The 17,435-nt window shown below is 62.5% G+C and carries 17 protein-coding genes and 1 other RNA gene; 11 read left to right on the forward strand and 7 right to left on the reverse strand.

Going from position 1 to position 17,435, the window contains the following annotated elements; genetic code table 11:
• The first annotated feature begins 380 nt into the window (after window positions 1-380).
• The 3 genes from L593_RS04535 (at window position 381) to L593_RS15525 (ending at window position 5,090) form a co-directional block, all read left to right on the forward strand.
• Window positions 381-2,372, forward strand: a complete 1,992-nt coding sequence (locus L593_RS04535; protein ID WP_049893850.1) for a hypothetical protein — start codon at window positions 381-383, stop codon at window positions 2,370-2,372.
• Window positions 2,373-2,467: 95 nt separating this feature from the next.
• Window positions 2,468-4,291 (forward strand): hypothetical protein, encoded by a 1,824-nt coding sequence (locus L593_RS04540; RefSeq protein WP_049893852.1) that lies wholly within the window; start codon window positions 2,468-2,470, stop codon window positions 4,289-4,291.
• A complete protein-coding gene (locus tag L593_RS15525) occupies window positions 4,218-5,090 on the forward strand; it encodes a hypothetical protein (RefSeq protein WP_144060696.1) in 873 nt (290 codons plus the stop codon). The genes L593_RS04540 and L593_RS15525 overlap by 74 nt, the downstream gene beginning before the upstream one ends.
• A 1,680-nt stretch (window positions 5,091-6,770) precedes the next feature.
• Here L593_RS15525 and L593_RS04545 read toward each other — a convergent pair.
• Together L593_RS04545 and L593_RS04550 are read right to left on the reverse strand one after the other, a co-directional pair.
• Complete coding sequence (locus L593_RS04545) at window positions 6,771-7,394, reverse strand: NUDIX domain-containing protein (protein ID WP_020445758.1); 624 nt, start codon at window positions 7,392-7,394, stop codon at window positions 6,771-6,773.
• A gap of 52 nt (window positions 7,395-7,446) precedes the next feature.
• Window positions 7,447-8,466: a diacylglycerol kinase family protein gene (locus tag L593_RS04550; RefSeq protein WP_020445759.1), complete on the reverse strand. Its 1,020-nt coding sequence runs from the start codon at window positions 8,464-8,466 to the stop codon at window positions 7,447-7,449.
• Window positions 8,467-8,518: 52 nt separating this feature from the next.
• Here L593_RS04550 and L593_RS04555 point away from each other — a divergent pair, with 52 nt between their 5' ends.
• Complete coding sequence (locus L593_RS04555; RefSeq protein ID WP_020445760.1) at window positions 8,519-9,262, forward strand: PHP domain-containing protein; 744 nt, start codon at window positions 8,519-8,521, stop codon at window positions 9,260-9,262.
• 26 nt (window positions 9,263-9,288) lie between these two features.
• Here the strand turns inward: L593_RS04555 and L593_RS04560 are convergent, their stop codons facing one another.
• Entirely contained in the window at window positions 9,289-9,702 is a 414-nt protein-coding gene (locus L593_RS04560; RefSeq protein ID WP_020445761.1) for an Lrp/AsnC family transcriptional regulator, read from the reverse strand.
• A 105-nt stretch (window positions 9,703-9,807) separates the two neighbouring features.
• On the opposite strand from L593_RS04560, the gene carA reads away from it, so the two are divergent.
• Window positions 9,808-10,884 (forward strand): glutamine-hydrolyzing carbamoyl-phosphate synthase small subunit, encoded by a 1,077-nt coding sequence (carA, locus tag L593_RS04565; RefSeq protein ID WP_020445762.1) that lies wholly within the window; start codon window positions 9,808-9,810, stop codon window positions 10,882-10,884.
• A gap of 183 nt (window positions 10,885-11,067) precedes the next feature.
• Here the strand turns inward: carA and L593_RS04570 are convergent, their stop codons facing one another.
• The 3 genes from L593_RS04570 to L593_RS04580 form a co-directional block, all read right to left on the reverse strand.
• Window positions 11,068-11,253 carry a hypothetical protein gene (locus tag L593_RS04570; protein ID WP_020445763.1) on the reverse strand — a complete coding sequence of 62 codons (186 nt, stop codon included), beginning with the start codon at window positions 11,251-11,253 and terminating at the stop codon, window positions 11,068-11,070.
• Window positions 11,243-11,599, reverse strand: a complete 357-nt coding sequence (locus tag L593_RS04575; RefSeq protein ID WP_020445764.1) for a HalOD1 output domain-containing protein — start codon at window positions 11,597-11,599, stop codon at window positions 11,243-11,245. The genes L593_RS04570 and L593_RS04575 overlap by 11 nt, the downstream gene beginning before the upstream one ends.
• A gap of 82 nt (window positions 11,600-11,681) precedes the next feature.
• On the reverse strand, window positions 11,682-12,326 hold the full coding sequence (locus tag L593_RS04580; RefSeq protein ID WP_049893853.1) for a helix-turn-helix domain-containing protein: 645 nt from the start codon (window positions 12,324-12,326) through the stop codon (window positions 11,682-11,684).
• 188 nt (window positions 12,327-12,514) lie between these two features.
• Between L593_RS04580 and L593_RS04585 the strand changes: the two genes are divergently transcribed.
• From L593_RS04585 to L593_RS04595, 4 genes are all read left to right on the forward strand, one after another.
• Window positions 12,515-13,177 (forward strand): helix-turn-helix domain-containing protein, encoded by a 663-nt coding sequence (locus L593_RS04585; RefSeq protein WP_020445766.1) that lies wholly within the window; start codon window positions 12,515-12,517, stop codon window positions 13,175-13,177.
• Window positions 13,178-13,235: 58 nt separating this feature from the next.
• The gene (locus L593_RS16260) at window positions 13,236-13,643 is read left to right on the forward strand and encodes a hypothetical protein (RefSeq protein ID WP_236608601.1); all 408 of its coding nucleotides are present in this window, start codon (window positions 13,236-13,238) and stop codon (window positions 13,641-13,643) included.
• Between the two features lie 677 nt (window positions 13,644-14,320).
• The gene (locus tag L593_RS04590) at window positions 14,321-15,070 is read left to right on the forward strand and encodes a glutamine amidotransferase (protein ID WP_020445767.1); all 750 of its coding nucleotides are present in this window, start codon (window positions 14,321-14,323) and stop codon (window positions 15,068-15,070) included.
• A 120-nt stretch (window positions 15,071-15,190) separates the two neighbouring features.
• Window positions 15,191-15,706: a macro domain-containing protein gene (locus L593_RS04595; protein ID WP_020445768.1), complete on the forward strand. Its 516-nt coding sequence runs from the start codon at window positions 15,191-15,193 to the stop codon at window positions 15,704-15,706.
• A gap of 39 nt (window positions 15,707-15,745) precedes the next feature.
• On the opposite strand, the gene L593_RS04600 is transcribed toward L593_RS04595, so the two are convergent.
• Window positions 15,746-16,129 (reverse strand): DUF5798 family protein, encoded by a 384-nt coding sequence (locus L593_RS04600; protein WP_020445769.1) that lies wholly within the window; start codon window positions 16,127-16,129, stop codon window positions 15,746-15,748.
• 160 nt (window positions 16,130-16,289) lie between these two features.
• Between L593_RS04600 and L593_RS04605 the strand changes: the two genes are divergently transcribed.
• Both L593_RS04605 and ffs read left to right on the forward strand, forming a co-directional pair.
• Window positions 16,290-16,709: a hypothetical protein gene (locus tag L593_RS04605; RefSeq protein ID WP_020445770.1), complete on the forward strand. Its 420-nt coding sequence runs from the start codon at window positions 16,290-16,292 to the stop codon at window positions 16,707-16,709.
• A gap of 112 nt (window positions 16,710-16,821) precedes the next feature.
• An RNA gene (gene ffs / locus L593_RS15255) (signal recognition particle sRNA) lies at window positions 16,822-17,133 on the forward strand.
• Window positions 17,134-17,435 lie beyond the last annotated feature (302 nt).

The raw sequence follows: 17,435 nt of genomic DNA on the forward strand, positions 1-17,435 counted from the left end.
AATCCTTGTGGCTCGTTAACATGGAACAAAATCGGGTCGAAGTTGGGACGGCACTCGGGCGGAATCTCGTCATTCGGCAGACTGGCCCCGTTGGAACTGCAATGATGGTAGCGCCTCGTCCGCCGATTTGCATATTCGTCCAACGGTACTCGCTGAGGAGCGCTTCCGGGCGCACATCCCGAAAGCGGGACCGCAGGCGGAGCAACATATTCTCGTGCCGACCGAGCCAGCAACGGAATCGACGGAAGCGTTGGCAGCGGCCGGAGTATCAATCGGAGAGCGGAAACGTTCTAACTATTTGAGTAAATACGCAGTGCAATCCGATTATCCAAAGAGGATGTCCAAAATAATTATAATGGGTCGATTTAATCTCGTTGCCAATGGCCAGTGCCGACCGTATCTGTGCAGTCTTGTTCACCGTTCTCCTCGTCCTCTCGATGGTGACACCGGCTGCACTCGCAGCCGAACCAGCTACGCAGGACGTCGGACGGGTCGACAGTTCGCCACCCGGCGAGCAGTCGAACAGTGAGCCCACGTCTTACGACGAAAACGCGAGTTCTCTGGAACTTCGCTTCGAAGCCTACCAGCTTCTGGAGAACGCGTCGATACGCGGCGGACCGGGAGCGAACGAACGGCTCCAGGAGCGAATCAACGACACGTTCCAGTACTACGTCGGGCCGAACCGGGCGAGTGACGTTCGGCTGTTCGACTGGGACACGCAGGTCATCGCGCGCACGAAGCAGACCGCCCCCGAGGTCTCTAATCGTCTGCTCGCATCCCAGGCTCGACTCGCCGAGACGACGATGGCCGACGCGAACCGGACCGTCAACGCACTCGAAGCACGGAATGCGGATTTCAACATCCAACGCGCTCGACAACAGTTGGACGCGGCCCAGCGCCAGTACGAGGTCGGACAAGAGCGACGTGAGCGCGGGCAGTCGAACGCAGCAATCGCCGGGTATCGCCAGGCCTTCACGCGATCGAACCGCCTCATGGATCGGCTCCAGCGACGCACCGATCCCGAGATCGAACTCCAGCGCCGTGCCGATCCAATCCGGAACGGGAGCGGGAACTACACGATCCGGGGAAGCGTCTTCGCCGTTCGATCCGGACAACTCGAGAATCTCACTGTCACCGTAAACGGAGACGCTCGAGAAATCCCGCTCCGGAGTGCCAGGGCACCTGCCTCTCGGGTTCCGTTCGCGACGACGCTGGAACTGGAGCGCCAGACGGCGACGGTCGAAATCGAAGCCGAGACGCGAAGCGAGCGTGGACAGCGGATCGTCGGGTCCGACTCCGTGACGCTCCTGCTCGACGGGGACGGACTCTCCGACGCCGTCGAAGCGAACGTAACGGAGACCGATCCGCTCGATGCGGACTCGGATTCCGCAGTGACCGACCGGAACGAGTCCGACAATGGCGTCGTCGACGGCGTCGAGGACCTCGACGCGGACTACCTCGCCACCGTCGTCGAACTCGAGGCTGGCCTCGACCCGCTCGTGAACGACACGGACGCGGACGGCCTCCTCGACGGCGACGAACTGCGACTGCTCCCGACCGATCCGCTGGACGAAGACACGGACAACGACACCGTGCTCGACGGCGACGAGGACCCCGACGGCGATGGGTTGACCAACGCGGAAGAGCTCGAAGCCGGGAGCCACTACAACTCGAGTGACGGTGATCGGGACGGACTCTCCGATCCGGAGGAACTCGAGTTGGGCACTGATCCGCTGCTGGCAGACACCGACGACGACGGCCTCGCGGACGCCTCGGAGCTCGACGTCGGGACGGATCCCCTCGATACCGACATGGACGACGACGGAATTCTCGACGGCAACGAGACGTTCACCACGAGCGTCGCGAACGAATCGGTGAATGTGTCGGTCACCTTCACCGGTCCAGGGGACGTCGCGGGTGACGCCTCAGTCACGAACGAGACCAGGGTCGGCCTGCGGAACGACCTCGTGGACCCGGCGCGAGCCACCGAGTTGATCCGCCTCGACGCGGAGCGGTCCTACGACACCGCCACCGTCGAATTCACCTACGACGAATCTGCCGTCCCCACGAACGAAACCGATCTCGCCGTCTACCGGCTGAACTACAGCGCGCAATTCTACGAGCCGGTCGCTTCGACCGTCGACGCCGAAAACGACACCATCAGCGGACGGACCAACCAGACAGGCGTCTACACCGTCCTCTCGCCGAGCGTCCTCGACGAGCAGTTCAGCGTCGACCCGAACGAGAGTTCCGCCTACAACGTAGAATCATTCGAAGAGCCCGCAGACTGCGAAGGCGAGTGTGGCGTCGATGGCGGCAATCTCGTCGTGGGACCGGTCGGGGAGTCGTCGGCGCTCAGGGCACCTCACTGAGTTCGTCCTCAGTGGACACCGATCGCGAACTCGTTGCGTTGAGTGGATTCCAAGATACAGTCCGTACCGTCACGACTCCGGCGGACGCCACCCATATGACGATATCGGCGACGGTCAGTGGAAGCGCCGGCCCGCGTTCGAGCGCCTCCTTCCTGGCTGGGGGCATTTCCATCTACGACATCAACAGCGGCAGCGTCGACGACAAGCGTATTGTAGAAACCATCTCGGTCGACGGTGGGGAGAGGGTCCAGCTCCTCGTGTCTGGCCGCAGGCCTGCTTCCTTGAGCGTTCGCTCCCTCTCGATCGACTACACCCGAGAAGACAACGGTGGCGGCGGTGGGACCCCGATCGACCTGTGCCAGACCGTCCCGGGCGATCAGGAGCGGGAGTGTCCCGACTCGGCCGTCTCGGTCTACTCGGTCCCGATCCCGCGCGACGTCGCTAACGTCACCATCACCGGGAGCGGGTCGGCGACCGTCGTCGGCGACAACTCCAAGGTCGCCGTCGAGGTCGCTGGCGTCAGGGACGTCGTACTCGCGTCGGCGACGAGCAACGGCACCCTCTCCTTTTCGGAGACCTACGAGGACCTCTCGCCGTCGGCCAGTAGCGACGAGCTCACGCTCAGCATCGAAACCACCGGCCTGGCTGGCGCGCGTCTCGATGGCGTCACCATCTGGAAGGACACCGACGGCGACGGCTTCACCGACCAGCGCGAACGGATCGGGTTCGAGACCGCGTTCTACGGGCGGATCTCGACCGATCCGCTCGACCCCGACACCGATGGCGACGGTCTGGACGATGAAGAGGAGATCGGCGAGTTCGTATCGGAGGAGCAGGCGGACTTCGTCAACGGCGAGCTACACAGCGTGGAACAGGAGTTCTACCGGCTCAACAGCCATCCAGACCAGATCGACACCGACGGCGACCGGCTAAACGACTCCGTCGAGGCGGGCAACTGGACCGTCGCGGTGGTGAACCGTAACAACGCGATGTACCGCTGGAATAGCACGGAGCAACTCCACCCCGGCGAGTCCAGGGAGACAGTGAACTTCACGTCGAGTCCGCTGTTTTCGGACACCGATCTGGACGGCCTGACGGATTACGAAGAGAAGGTCCGGTATCACACCGACCCCGAATCGCGGGTTACCTACGAGATCACCAGGGAGCACCAAGAACACGTCATCAATTCTGTCGTCGACGTCGAAGACGAATACGAGAGCACTACATTCCCACAGGCGCACCAGCACTACGTCAACAGCCTACAACGGACGAATTTCGTCGACGACGAAGACTGGAACCCAGACTCCGTTAGCGAACTCGAGACTTGGGAACTCGACGACGGCACCGACGACTTCGACTTCGTGACGGCAGACGGGTACCAAGAACGGGAGCCAGGCTTCGGACAGTTCTCGTTCACCGCTCTCGACGGGTCGGAGCGGGCTGACGTGTGGCTACCGAACGAAGCGGAGCTGAATCGAGGCCTGGACATGTGGGACCCCGATTCCGACGACGACGGGCTCACTGACGGGCAGGAAGTGCACGGGATTCCCGAGTACGGACGTGCCGAGTATACCTTGCCTGGGACAGCTAGAACAGTTACCACGACGTTCGCCCGGTACACACTCGATGAATCCGGAACCGATCCAACCGATGCAGACACCGACAGTGACGGCTGGTGGGATGGTTGGATTGGCGTGTACGGAGCCGGAAGGTCTGATACCGTCATCCTCTATCGAGAGAACCTCCAATCTGGCGACGGTATTTCAGGACATGAAATCGTTGAAAACCAGGTGGGACTGCACGAAGTGACGGAAGCTCCTTCCACGAGAGGTGCGGACATTGATAATGACGGGACGAACGAGGTTTCGAACACATCTCGGCGAACTCCACTGGGGAACCGATCCTACTTCGGACAGTAGAATACCTTCACCAAGTGCCACCTATGAAATTGACTATTACACCAACGCTGATCTACGACTGCATACCTCAAACTGGACAAGGGGCATCGAAGCAAATTACGCGTTGTATGGATATGATATTAATATTGTTAGGGACCAAACCCTCTCCGCGAATTTCGTTGACAGCCATGTAACTGACTCAAATAATGGATTTGGTTTCCTGGAAATTCGAGGAATCGCAGATCTATCGGATTCGGGGAACAATGACGAGAATGTTCTAGTATTAGATAGATCCGGTGGAAACATTCCGGGAGGAGGGGACCAAACCGGGATCAATCTCTGGAAGCTTCGACATATCGCACTGTTCACCGACGGTCTATCCAATGAGGCCAATAGCGTCGATAGAGCAACCATGCCAGAGTATCGATATTATGATAGTCCAATCGAAGTCGTTGGAGCGAAAACACTCATCCATGAGATCGGCCATGGCGTAAATATTGGACGGGCAGATGATGCAGCACTCCAAGATACAGTCGGTTGGGGAGTTGAATGGCCACCCATCAGCATCGATATCGATATGATAAGACAAAACTGGGAAATATACACTAATACGGGTGACGACCCAAGCCAGGAGCGCCTTGTGTCCGGACCTGACGCAAGAATTTGGAGTATAATGGGTCCGGGCTGGGATACTCAAATGAGTCACACTTATAATGGCTCTCGATATTTCGCCTTCAGTATACAGGAACTGTTCACGGCGAATGACTATGATGAGGATCGGTCGTTGCTGCAATACTTGGAAGAGGACATAGACATCTGATTCGTTATGAGCCGAAGCAGAATCTCCTACATCGCGGTCTCACTCGTCATATTGACTCTCCTCGCTGGGTGCGGATACACCCCAACTGACGACACTGCCAGAGTGAGCTACGAAGGTCGCATGGAGCAGACTGGAAACGGTACTGTCCTCACTGGGTACTTGTATATCAATGGGGTAGAGGAGCAGGGCAACTATCAGAATGTGACAGTATCGGCATATGACCGGAACCGATCTGTCATTTACCAGGAGCGAATCGGTACCCTCAGTGCAAACGAACGATTGAACGTCTCTACAACGCTCCCTCGATCCACTCAGTACATTACGTTCACTTCACCAGACTTCTGGCACGAGGACATGACTGTCGCGTCGTATTGCTATCTTGAGTCAGAGGAACGATGGGGCTTCAATCGGGCCTCCTCGAATGAGGAGTTGTTGGACTGTTAATTCAATCTGGCTAATATGACGGCGTATCCGACCTTCGTCGAAACGTCCTACTGCTACTTCGACGAATCCGAGCGACTGGCGTCCAACCACGCGACGTCAGAAAACGGACTATTGGAATGTTGATAACGGTGGAGGAATCATGAAGCGGAGATGGGCATTGGCGTCGTCGTAATCATGGCAGCGATGAGTGGCTGCTCCATCGATCCAGGAAAGGTGCGACCATTGAGTATGACGGGAATTCCACCGACGAGGACGAGTCATTCGCGATACACGGAGAAGTCGAGCTCTCAGGTCCTACCCCGCCTCAGGACAAATACCAAAACATCACGATATATCTATATTCAGAAGAATACGAATTGATCGATAGCCAGAACTTGGGAACCATCTACAATGACTCTACTCCCCTCCCAGTCTCCATTTCTACAGATGAAATCCCGGAATACATCATAATCCACTCTGACGACCTCTGGGACGGGAAGACGTTGATAATGTACTACGTTCGGGATTCCATTGACGGAGTTGGCTACCGGCCCGAAAGAGCAACCGACCGTGATGAATTAGCGTTAGTGCCAAATACATGAGTACTGTGACCTGCTAGAATTGAAGAAATCCCTTATGTCAATATAGAATCAATAGATCGATGAGAGTAATTCAACTCATTCTACTATTCGCCGTGGTCGGTTCGATGGTACTTCTCGGAGGGTGTATCGACACCGGAGATCAACGTGGAGAAGAATACGTTGACACATATGAAAGCCGTGTGGACATCTCGTTCGACATCCCCAACGACTCAGACCAGTATCCAATTGCAGGAGAGGTGAGAATGCGAATAGTGGACTCCAGATACCAAGATCTCGATGGCCTCACGATCTGTGCATACGGGGAGCAGGGAGCCGTTCTGCGTCGAGTGAGCTCGGGTCGATGAATGCAACGCACGCGGCATTTCCGTTCACTCTGTCACTGAATCGACAACCACGATACGTCTTCGTCGCCCATCCAGATTTACCGAGATTCCAGAGCTGAATCAAGACGTCATAGAGATAACAGATGATCGGGTGCGGGTTGGTCCAAGATATCCGACTGAATACATCGACGAGTTCGACTACTCCCGGTCGAAAAGTGAGGGGAACTGCGGAGCAGTATCTGGATGATGAACCCCTGTTTAGACCCTGAGGGCTGTTTGCTTAGACTTCTACAGAGACGAGGATAGTCACCGAAAGCGGTCCCGGACTCCCCTCAGTCCACGTCCCGCCGCATCGCGATCTCGAACCACGGACACAGTCGTAGCTGCCGGTACCAGCGCGGGTTCTCGTGCAGTCGATCGTACGGCGCCCAGAGCACGCCAGCGACCTCCCCCTCGTCGGGATCGAGGTCGGTGTCGGTCAGCGTCGCCTGCAGGACGGCACAGACCTCGTGCTCGACGCCCTGGTCCTCGAAGTAGCGCTTGTACTCGAAGCGGTCCGTGACGCGGAGGTCGGTGTACTGGTCGGGCGTGATGCCGAGTTCCTCTTCGAGGCGCTCCTCGGTGGCCTCTTCCTGGGTCTGGCCCTCGACCGGATGGGAGGCGACGGTGCCGTCCCAGTGGGTGTCCCAGAGGCGCTTGTCGGGGCTGCGCTGGGCGAGGAGGATTCGGCCGTCCTCGTCGAACAGCAGGCAGGTGAAGGCGCGGTGGCGGATGCCCTCGCCCGTGTGGGCGTCGAGTCGGTTGACGGTCCCCTCCGTCTCGTCCTGCTCGTCGACGGCGATGACGTCCTGGCCCGCGTTGGGGTGTTCGAGTGGCTCCTCGGCGTCGGCGCCCTCCTCGCTGCCCCCGACGTCGGCCGCTTCGGCAGATCCGGCGTCGTTCTCCGTGGTACCCATGTGGCGATGCACGGCAACGCCATTGATAGCGGCTTCGACTCGAACCGTCCGGTCACTGCTCCTCGAGGCCCGTGGGGACCGAATCTGCGTCCGCGGACCCGTCCGGTTCGGGGTCGTCGCGCTCAGGTTCGGGGTCGTCGCCGTCGGGGTCGGATTCGTAGCCGTCGGGGTCGGGATCGTAGCTCTCGCCGACCGCGAGTTCGAGGACGCCCGGGCGGACGCCGGCGCTGAACGACTCCGCGGTCTCGATTTCGCCGTCGACGCTGATCCGATCGCGATCGCCGTGGATCTCGACGGTCACGGACTGCGTGCGGAACTCCGCGACGCCGTCGGCCTCGCTGACCGCGTGGCGCAGCGACTGGCCCGCGAGTTCCAGCGTCGACGCCTGCTCGACCACCGCCACGTCGAGCAGACCGTCTTCGAGGTGCGCCTGGCTGCCACCGGGACGGGGAAATCGTCGACCGTTGCCGATCATGACGATGCCGGCCTCGGTCTCCCAGGGGTCGCTGTCGACCGGATCGATCGTCAGGTGGAGGCCGTCGAAGGCCGCCGCCGTGCTCGCGGTCGTCATCGCGTAGGCGAGCACGCCCCAGCGCTCTTTCGACGCCGATGCTGTGTCGGCGCTGGATTCGGCGGTCAGGCCGGCGACGACGGAGTTCAGGAACGGGGTGTCGTCGATCGTTCCGACGTCGATCGTCCGGATCTCGCCCTCGGTCAGCACCTCGAAGGCGTGTTCCAGGCCGGTAATACCGAGATTCCCCGCGAAGCTGTTGCCGGTGCCGGCGGGGACCACGCCGAACGTCGTATCGTCGAAGGCGTCCGCCCGGTCGATCCCCCGGACTGCACGGGTCAGCGTGCCGTCGCCGCCCGCAGCGGCGAGCATCGACGCGTCCGGCGCTGCGTCGGCCGCCGTCTCGACGACGTCCTCGGCGGAATCTGTCTCACGGATCTCGAAGTCGTACTGGCCGGCGAGGTCGTAGATCGTGGCCGCGTGCTCGCCGTCGCCGGCGGCGGGGTTGAGGACGAGGACGCGATCGCCGTCACTGCCGGCTAGAGGCGCTGGCGGGGACATGTGTCCCCTTCGCGACGACAGTAAAAAGTGCTTGCGCGGCCTCCCTTGGTTCGTGTACGCCGTCGACCTCCACACGCACACCCGGTTCTTCCACGGCTTCGAGGCACGATCGACGGCGTTCGATCCCGTGGGCGCCCGATTGCTGACGGCGCTGGCGAAGCGACGGGGGCTCGACGCCCTGGCGGTGACGAACCACGACTACTCGTGGCTCCCCACGGGTCATCCCCACGCCCGGCGAGCGGGTGCCCACCAGGGCAGCGACGTCCGACTCGACGGCGGCACCGCGGCCAGGGGGCCGGATCAGCCGGACGAGTTCCTCACGCTCCCCGGGATCGAGATCTCGACGACCCGGGGGCACCTGCTCGTCGTCGGCCCCGATCCGCCGGCGTTCACGGAGCCCGGTACGCTCGCGCCCGACGAGGCGATCGACCTGGCACACGAACGGGGTTGCGCCGCGATCATCCCGCATCCGTTCCGGGCGAGCACCGTCCGAGAGACCGACGCGACGGCCGACGCCGTCGAGGTCAACGGCAAGCACACCCACCACAAGGAGCGGGTGGCACTGCTGGCCGAGGAGCGAGACTGTCCGATCGTCGGCGGGAGCGACGCTCACTACCCGGTGGAAGTCGGTCGTTCGTACACGCGTGTGGACGCCGAGGAACTCACGCCGGAGAGCGTCGTCGACGCGATCCGTGACGGTCGCGTGGAACCGGCGGTGCGGGAGTACCGGCTCGACCGGGTGCTCACACCGGTCTACAGCGCGATCCACCGGCTGAAGGGAGACACGTCGAGCTAGCTGGATCGAATCGGCAGGGATCGTTCTCAGCCGAGTTGCTCGTCGAGAATGAGCCGCGTCTTCGTGTTGACGACCTCGGAGAGCTCCCGGGCCTGCGTGATCAGGTCGTTGACGCCCTGGGTGTCGGGCGCGTCGACGACGAGGACGATGTCCTGCTCGCCGGAGACCATCCAGACGAAGTCGACCTGGGCCCAGTCGGCCATCGACTCCGAGACGGCCTGGGTGTCGACGTCGACGTCCACCTCGACTTCGATCATCGCCTTGATGTTCCCGGTGTGGGTAGCGACGGTGAAGCGTTCGATCACGCCGTCCTCGAGCATGCGCTCGACGCGGTTGCGGACGGTGCCCTCGGAGGTGTCCACCTCGTCGGCGATTTCGGTGTAGGGCGTTCGCGAATCCCGACGCAGGATCGACAGGATCTCGCGGTCCAGATCGTCCATCGAGATTGGACCCTTTCGAGCGGGGGCACTTGGTGATTACGAAATTCGTAACGAATCTTCGAACGCAAGCATTAACACCGGCGGAGACATTCGCATCTCGTAACGATGGACGCCTACGTCGCGGTGGAAGGTGGCCAGGTGCTCGAGGCACGTGGTCGCTCCCCAGGACGCACGAACGGTGAACTGGTGTTCACGACCGCCTACACTGGGTACGAAGAGAGTCTGACCGATCCCTCCTACGAGGAGCAGATCCTGACCTTCTCCTACCCGCTGATCGGGAACTACGGCGTCCGAGAGGAACGCTTCGAGTCCGACCGGGTCCACCCCCGGGCCGTCGTTTCCCGCGAACTCACCGACGACGTCGCCGACTGGCTCGCCGAGGAGGACGTGCCCGCCGTCGACCACATCGACACCCGCGACCTCGTCGTGGACATCCGCGAGGAGGGTGCGATGGAGTGTGGCATCGCCGTCGGCGAGGACGTCACGCCCGAGGACGCGCTCGCGGAACTCGAGGACTGCGTCCCGATGAGCGACCACACCGACATCGGCGCGCAGGTCACCGTCGACGAACTCACGACGTTCAACGCCGAGGGCGACGGCGCGGAGGTTGCGCTCGTCGACTGCGGCGCCAAGGGCTCGATCACGAACTCGCTCGTCGAGCGCGGCGCGACCGTCCACGTCCTCCCCTACGACGCGACGATCGAGGACGTCGACGCCATCGACCCGGACCTGCTGTTCATCTCGAACGGCCCCGGCGACCCCGCGAACTTCGAGGCCGCCATCGAACTCGTCGAGGACGCCCTGGACGAGTACCCCCTCGCCGGCATCTGCCTCGGCCAGCAGATCGTCGCCGAGGCTCTCGGCGGCGAGACCGAGAAGATGGCCTTCGGCCACCGCGGCGTGAACCAGCCCGTCATGGACCTCCGCACGGACCAGGTCGTCATGACGACCCAGAACCACGGCTACTCCGTCGCCGAGCCCGGCGACGTCCTCGAGGTCACGCAGATCAACGTCAACGACGACACGCCGGAGGGCCTGGAGTCCGACGAGCACGAGATCATCACCCGCCAGTACCACCCCGAGGCCCATCCGGGGCCCCACGACTCGCTGTCCTTCTTCGACGACGTGCTGGCGATGACCGACGGCGCGCCGGCTGACTCGGCTGCAGTCGCGGACGACTGAAACGCGGGGTAGCGTGTTTCGTCGTAATTCAGACGCATCGACAGCGGCAGCGATGGGACGCTGGTCCGCTACCGCAAGGAATACAGCCACCGTCGTGCTGAGAGCACCCGATCACTGCGATCGTGGTGACGGCGTGTGGTACACGGATCCGTCGTTAGCGACGACCGGTACCCTCCTCGTCGATCACTCCGGATGCTCGTTCTTTTCGACTTCCGTGACGATCACGTCCCAGTCGGGATGTTCGACGCCATTCCGACATTCGAATCCGCCTTCCACGTCGACGCCGTTCTCGTAGGCCGTGCGAAGGAGTGCTTTCAACTCCTCGTTCAATGCGTCCTTCGACGTTACCGAGGGTTCCTCAGTCGTCATTGTCCCGTCCCCCGCCGTGATATGCAGCCGTGCGTTCGTGTTCCGGTGTGATTGTGATCACACCGTGGCTGTGTACGGTGATCGAATACCCCTCGTGGGAGAGTGCAACCTGCGTGTCCCCGTTCGACTCGGGGCGAACGCGAACGAGCGCATCTAACGCGTCGGTGTCCACAGTCGAGTGGAGCGGTTCCAGTGCTGCCGGATCAGTGTCCAGTACGTCCGCCAGCGTTGCGATAACGGCCATGCTCGCAGGTGTCTTCTCGTGATCGAACTGGGTGCGAACAGTTACGGAGTCCTGAGAGTACTCGACGGCTTCGACTTCAATCCCCGATGCAGTTACGGCCATCTGCCCGATTCTAGCCGTCTGCGTCGGTTCAGCAGGGATGCTGTTTATACAGTATATTTATAAGTGAGATTGCTCCGAACGATCACGACGTGCTGCTGAGCGTTGCCCCGATAAGGCGGTGATGTCCGCGTCGAAGACGTGAGGAAAGCGACTGCTGGGTGATGCCGATCTCGTCAGCGATCTCTTGGAGCGACGCCTCGCGTGGAGAGTCGAAGTAGCCCCGCTCGTAGGCCAACACCAGCGCCTCGCGCTGTGTCTCGGTCAACTCGTAGCCCTCTCCCTGGATCGGAAGCATCGCGTGGACGGCGGTGATCGCGATCGGAATGTCGTTTTCCTGGCAGTACTCTCGAAACGCGGCGAGCGTCTCCTGGCTCTCGCCGCGCACCTCGAACCGCCATTCCTCTTTCGTTCCAGTCCCGGAGAGGACGACGACGTTGGCCTCTGCAAGCGCACTCAAGATACCGAAGTACTCCTGCTCCCACTCGGCGCGCATGAGATACTCGTCCTCGATACTATCGATCAGTCGAATATTGCTCACCCCGGCGTGTGGTTCGAAGGCGGCTTCCATGTCGTCCGTGTCCGCACCGCGTACCCAGAAGTACGGAATGATCAGCGTCTCGTGTGGAATCAGCCGCTCCAGTTCGACCGTCACTCCCGGCAAGTTCTCGAAGACACTGCCCAGCGGAAACTCTGCTACCGGACTCGTGAACTCCATCACAGTCGCCATGGCAACCCTACGTGTAGCGTTCGGATAATCGGAAAGGGTGATGTACCATGGCTCAAAAGTCTCACGCTGTAATTCCTCGGTACCGTGCAGCCGATGGTAATCGACGGTGCTCGTCCGAGCGCAGGGTACCATGATACACCATGTCATCTGCTTTTGTAGGACCGACCAATCTAGTCGCTCATGCCAGTATGAGCGTGATCGCAGAGGTTCGCATCCCATCCGACGATTTCGAACTCGGACAAATCCTCAGTCTGGAGCAAGCCTCGGCTATCGAACTGGAAACGCTCGTCCCGAGTGGGAACGTGACCGTGCCACTCTTCTGGGTCTACGAACCGGTCGAAAACGGCTTTCGCGAGACCGTCGAACGCTATCCGACTGTCAACAGCATTACCGAAGTGGACGTGTTCGACGACAGGACGCTCATCAGGCTCGACTGGGATGCGAGCCAGGACCACCTGTTTCAGTGTATCTTGGAACACGACGGGCAGATACTGGGTGCGACTGGATCGCCAGACGGTTGGAATTTCGAGCTGCGATTCGCAAACCGCGAGGCATTGAGTCAGTGCCAGGACTGCTGTGAGGCCGCGCACATCACGCTGGAGCTAACCCGAATATACAATCCGACGGACCCTGAGGCCGGTCCGTGGTACGGCCTGAGTGAGCCCCAACGAGAAGCGCTCACGCTCGCCGTTCGAAAGGGATACTACGACATTCCACGCGGCTGTACGACCGCGGAGTTAGCTGACGAACTCGGGATTTCCGATCAGGCGGTGACGGAGCGACTGCGTCGTTCTATCGGTACGTTCGGGAGATACGCACTCATTCCCCCAGCGTCCGGAGAAGGTGAGTGACTGTTGGCATTATACACCATGGGACAGAACCAGGCAGAGTGGACGACGCTATGTGCGTATGGAAGAACCTCGAGAGCTGGGGACACCAGATACACAGTCAATTGATGAGGGTACCGGTTCTTCGGGGCGTGAGAGATCGATCGCCCCCGATACGATTCTGTCGGCAGTAGCGAACGAGCACCGACGCGCTACGCTCCACGCCCTGGACGGCGCCTCCGGGGAGACACTAGCGTACGATGACCTCGTCGATCGCGTTGCGGATCGGGTTCGGAACGAAGACCCGAGACTGGAATCAGACGAACACCGACAACGCGTCCGAATCGAACTGCACCATACACACCTTCCAAAACTGGAGGAGGCTCGGATGATCGACTACGAGGCTGAAACGGGGCGGGTCCAGTTCGTCGGCGGTGAACTGGAACAGCAACTCCTCACGCTGGTTGCGCCGCACGAAGTCCACGGCTGAACGGTCGTGTCGGATTCGTCCCCGCCCGAATCGGGCGGGACGTTCCCCTCGGTTCCCCGTACTTCTTCGAGGAGTTCGACAGCGCCACCTCGCTCAGTCAGTTTGCCAGAAGGCGCGTCTTCTGGCCGCCCGACGATCGTCGACTTCCGCAGGCCGCGAGGCGAGATGGTCGCGAAAGCCCACCGACCAACTGGCTACCTGGTGGACTGAAAGGGCGAACCGGGCTCGCGCGTCGCTGAACGACCCCTCTCCGAGCGTTTCGTGGCCGACCGAAGTCTTGCCGAGCGTAGCGAGGCAAGGCTCGGAAGACGAGCACAGCGAGTCTTCCGGCGGGAGGCCACGGGAGAAGCGAGCGGCGCAGCCGCGAGCAGCGAGGATATGTCGCTTGGTTCGAAAGACGCCGGAGGCGTCTTTCGTCATCACGAGAGAGCTTCGCTCTCTCGAACGACAGCGGCCGCGAGCGGGTGAGGGCTTTCGAGATCACGGTAGCGGCGTTAGTCGTCTCGAAAGCGGTCGACGGAACGGGGGCAACGAATCCGCTCCAGATCACTCAGTCTGCACCGCCACCCACTCCATATATTCTCACACGGTCGAGAGTAAATCCTCGCGGAATCGCGGCAGGGAACGGCGATGGCCGGGGGACTCAAGGGCGGGGGCGCACACACCATCACTATTCAATGACAGATGTTCTCCTCGCCGGTGAATCGTGGTCGTCGACGTCGCTGCTGGTCAAAGGACGGGACGTCGCGACCGCGACGGAGTACACCGAGGCCGCCGATCACCTGATCGAGGCGCTGGAGTCCGTCGGCGCGTCGGTGACGCACATGCCCGGGGACGTCGTCGTACGGGACTTCCCGCGGAGCAAAGAAGCCCTCGACGAGTACGACCTCGTCCTGCTCTCGGACATCGGCGCGCAGTCGCTGCTCCTGACGCCGCAGGTTTCCGCGGGCCAGACGGACGTCAACCGCTGCCGGCTCCTCGGCGAGTGGGTCGCCGAGGGCGGCGCGCTCGGGATGCTCGGGGGCTACACCAGCTTCGCCGGCGAGGGCGGCGCCGCGGGCTACGCCCGGACGGAACTCGCGGACGTGCTGCCCGTCGAGATCGCCCACCACGACGACCGCGTGGAGACGCCGGAGGGCGCGGTGCCCCAGAACGTCGGCCTGTCGGAGCTCCCCGAGGAGTGGCCCCACGTGCTCGGCTACAACAAGCTGACCGCCGATCCAGACGCCGAGGTGCTCGCGCGAGTGCGCGACGACCCGCTGGTCGTGATCGGCGAGCACGGCGAGGGCACGACGCTGGCCTACGCGACGGACTGCGCACCACACTGGGCGCCGATGGAGTTCCTCGAGTGGGAGCACCTGCCGGACATGTGGGACGCACTGCTGGATCGGCTGGTCCGCGCGGAGGCCGAGAGCGCGCGGGTCTGAATCGGCCAGTCGCACCGGCCTGAATCGGCCGGTCGTGTCCGATCACGGAGCCGCGCTGCCGCTCGGCGTTCCAGACACTCCGCCGGCACATTTATCCGGTTCATTGCCGGAGCGATAAACATGGAGTTTCGCGTCGTGCAGGGAGACATCGCCGCCAAGTCGGCGGACGCGCTCGTCAACGCCGCGGGCACGAGTCTCCAGATGGGGAGTGGCGTCGCGGGTGCGTTGCGCCGTGGTGGCGGCGAGGCGCTGAACGAGGCGGCGGTCGCGGAGGGCCCGGTGGACCTCGGCGAGGTCGCGGTCACGGACGCGTTCGACCTCGACGCCGAGTACGTGATCCACGCGGCGGCGATGCCACACTACGGCGACGGAGAGGCGACCGCGCGGAGCATCCGGAGCGCGACCCGGAACGCGCTCGCGACGGCGGAGTCCCTGGGCGTCGAATCGCTCGTCATGCCTGCGCTTGGCTGTGGCGTGGCCGGGTTCGAGTACGAGGAGGGCGTCGGAATTATCGCGGAGGTCCTCGATAGCTGGGAGTCGGAGACGCTCGACGACGTCCGGCTGATCGCCTACGCCGACGAGGAGTACGAGGCGATGCGACGCGTCGCTGGAGCGTACGACGGGTACCGGGAGTAACGAGCCGGCAGCGAAATTGGTGCGGTCTGGCGCCGACGATTACTCGACAGTGTTGCCCTGCTCGTCGACGACCGTGGGCTCGCCAGCGTCCGGGGAGCCGCTATCGGCGTCGGCAGCGGCGGCCGTTCCGTCGGCGTCGGCCGCCGACTCCGCAGCCGCTTCCTCCTCGACGGGCTCGGCCTCGTCGATCGCGGACTCGGCGAGCAGCGACTCGACGTCGACGTCGTGCTCGGTCGCGATCGCTTCGAGGATGAGCCGCTGCTTCTCGTTCTCTTTCTCCAGCCGATCGAGGCGTGCGGTGGACTCGTCGACGGACTCCTCGAGGTTGACCATCCGCCGCTGGAGGTCCTTGATCTGCTCGTAGAGCGTCTCCGCCGTGTCTGCGAGCTTCTGTACCTTCTTTGCGGTGCCGCCAAGTCCCATGGGCAGCCGTCCGGTTTCGAACGCTGTGGGTCTTCCGGTCCCGACGGGATTTGGCGGCACCCGCGCTGGCCCGAGCGGCGAGCACGGCGGGATTGCAAGCGCTCAGGTGCTCCGTCCGCCGAACGCCGTCCTTAAGCGCCCGCCACCCAGATTCCGGAGTATGGATCGACTGCGGCTCCCCGCACTCGCCGGGACCGTCGTCTCCCTCCTCACCGCGGTGGCGGTGCTGGTGCCGTACGTCCTCGCCGACGCCGGCGCCGACACGATCGCGACCTACTACGACTTCGGGCTCGTCACGGGGCTGACGGTGCTCATGGTCGCGCTCGTCACCCTCGTCGTGTTCGCCTCGGGCTGGCGCGGCCGCTCGGATCCGGCGACCGCCGCCGGCGCAGCCCTCGGCCTCGGGTTCGTCGCGACGCTGCTCGCGGCGAGTTGGGCACTGGCGGTGCCCTACGACGTCGTCGTCCAGTTGACGACCGAGTCCTGGTTCGAGTACCACCGCTGGGCCGTCGTCGGCAGTTCGGTCGCGATGGTGGTCTGCGGGCTGTGGTACGCCTACGTGCTCCGGCTGTTCTGGTGAGTGCGCTTCGGTGGCGACGCGAGCCACGACGCTGGCTCGATCACCCCGGTTACGTGTGTCGATTTTCGTCCGCTCGCTCCGAAAGGTACTTCCCCAACGGACCGATATTATCGGTCGGACTAGGCCGGGCAGCTAGGCCCTGCTCCTCGCCCGCGAAATGGTCTTGAGCGGGGGCCGAACGCCCGGGGCGTCCGGTCAAACCCGACCGGGCCCCGGAAGCCGACGTCGAAGCCTCGTCCGTCGGGGACGACGGTCCACGGCGATCGCCTGCAGGGGCGACCCGTCGTGGTTAACCGGTGGCAGCCGTCAGGCGCGGAAGCGAGCAGCGGACCACCGGACAGTCGTCGCTCGCCGGGTCGCGGGGTGGAGGAGGCGACCGGGCTGACCCGGACGGGAACGATCGGGCAACTCGGGCCGTCCACCATTCATCTCGGCTATCATCAAAACGCTTGAGCTATGGTTCTGGAGTTGCAGTTTCCTCCGAAAGCCCCCGATCGCTCGAGGGCTGCGGCTCGCTGCGCTCCTCAGTCGCTGTGCTCCCTGCGGTGCTTACTTCGCCTCGCACCGTCGAGCGATCGGCCCCTTTCGATGCCCCACCCGCCTCACTCCTCCCCAACCTTCTGCGCTCCTCGCTCCGCTGCGGTGCCTGAGGCGAAGCCTCAGACTTGCTGGATTTCCGATCCAGCATCGCTCGGCCCTCGCACGCTTGCTGGCGACGGCCGCTCG

This window comes from Salinarchaeum sp. Harcht-Bsk1 (assembly GCF_000403645.1).
Lineage (GTDB): Archaea > Halobacteriota > Halobacteria > Halobacteriales > Salinarchaeaceae > Salinarchaeum.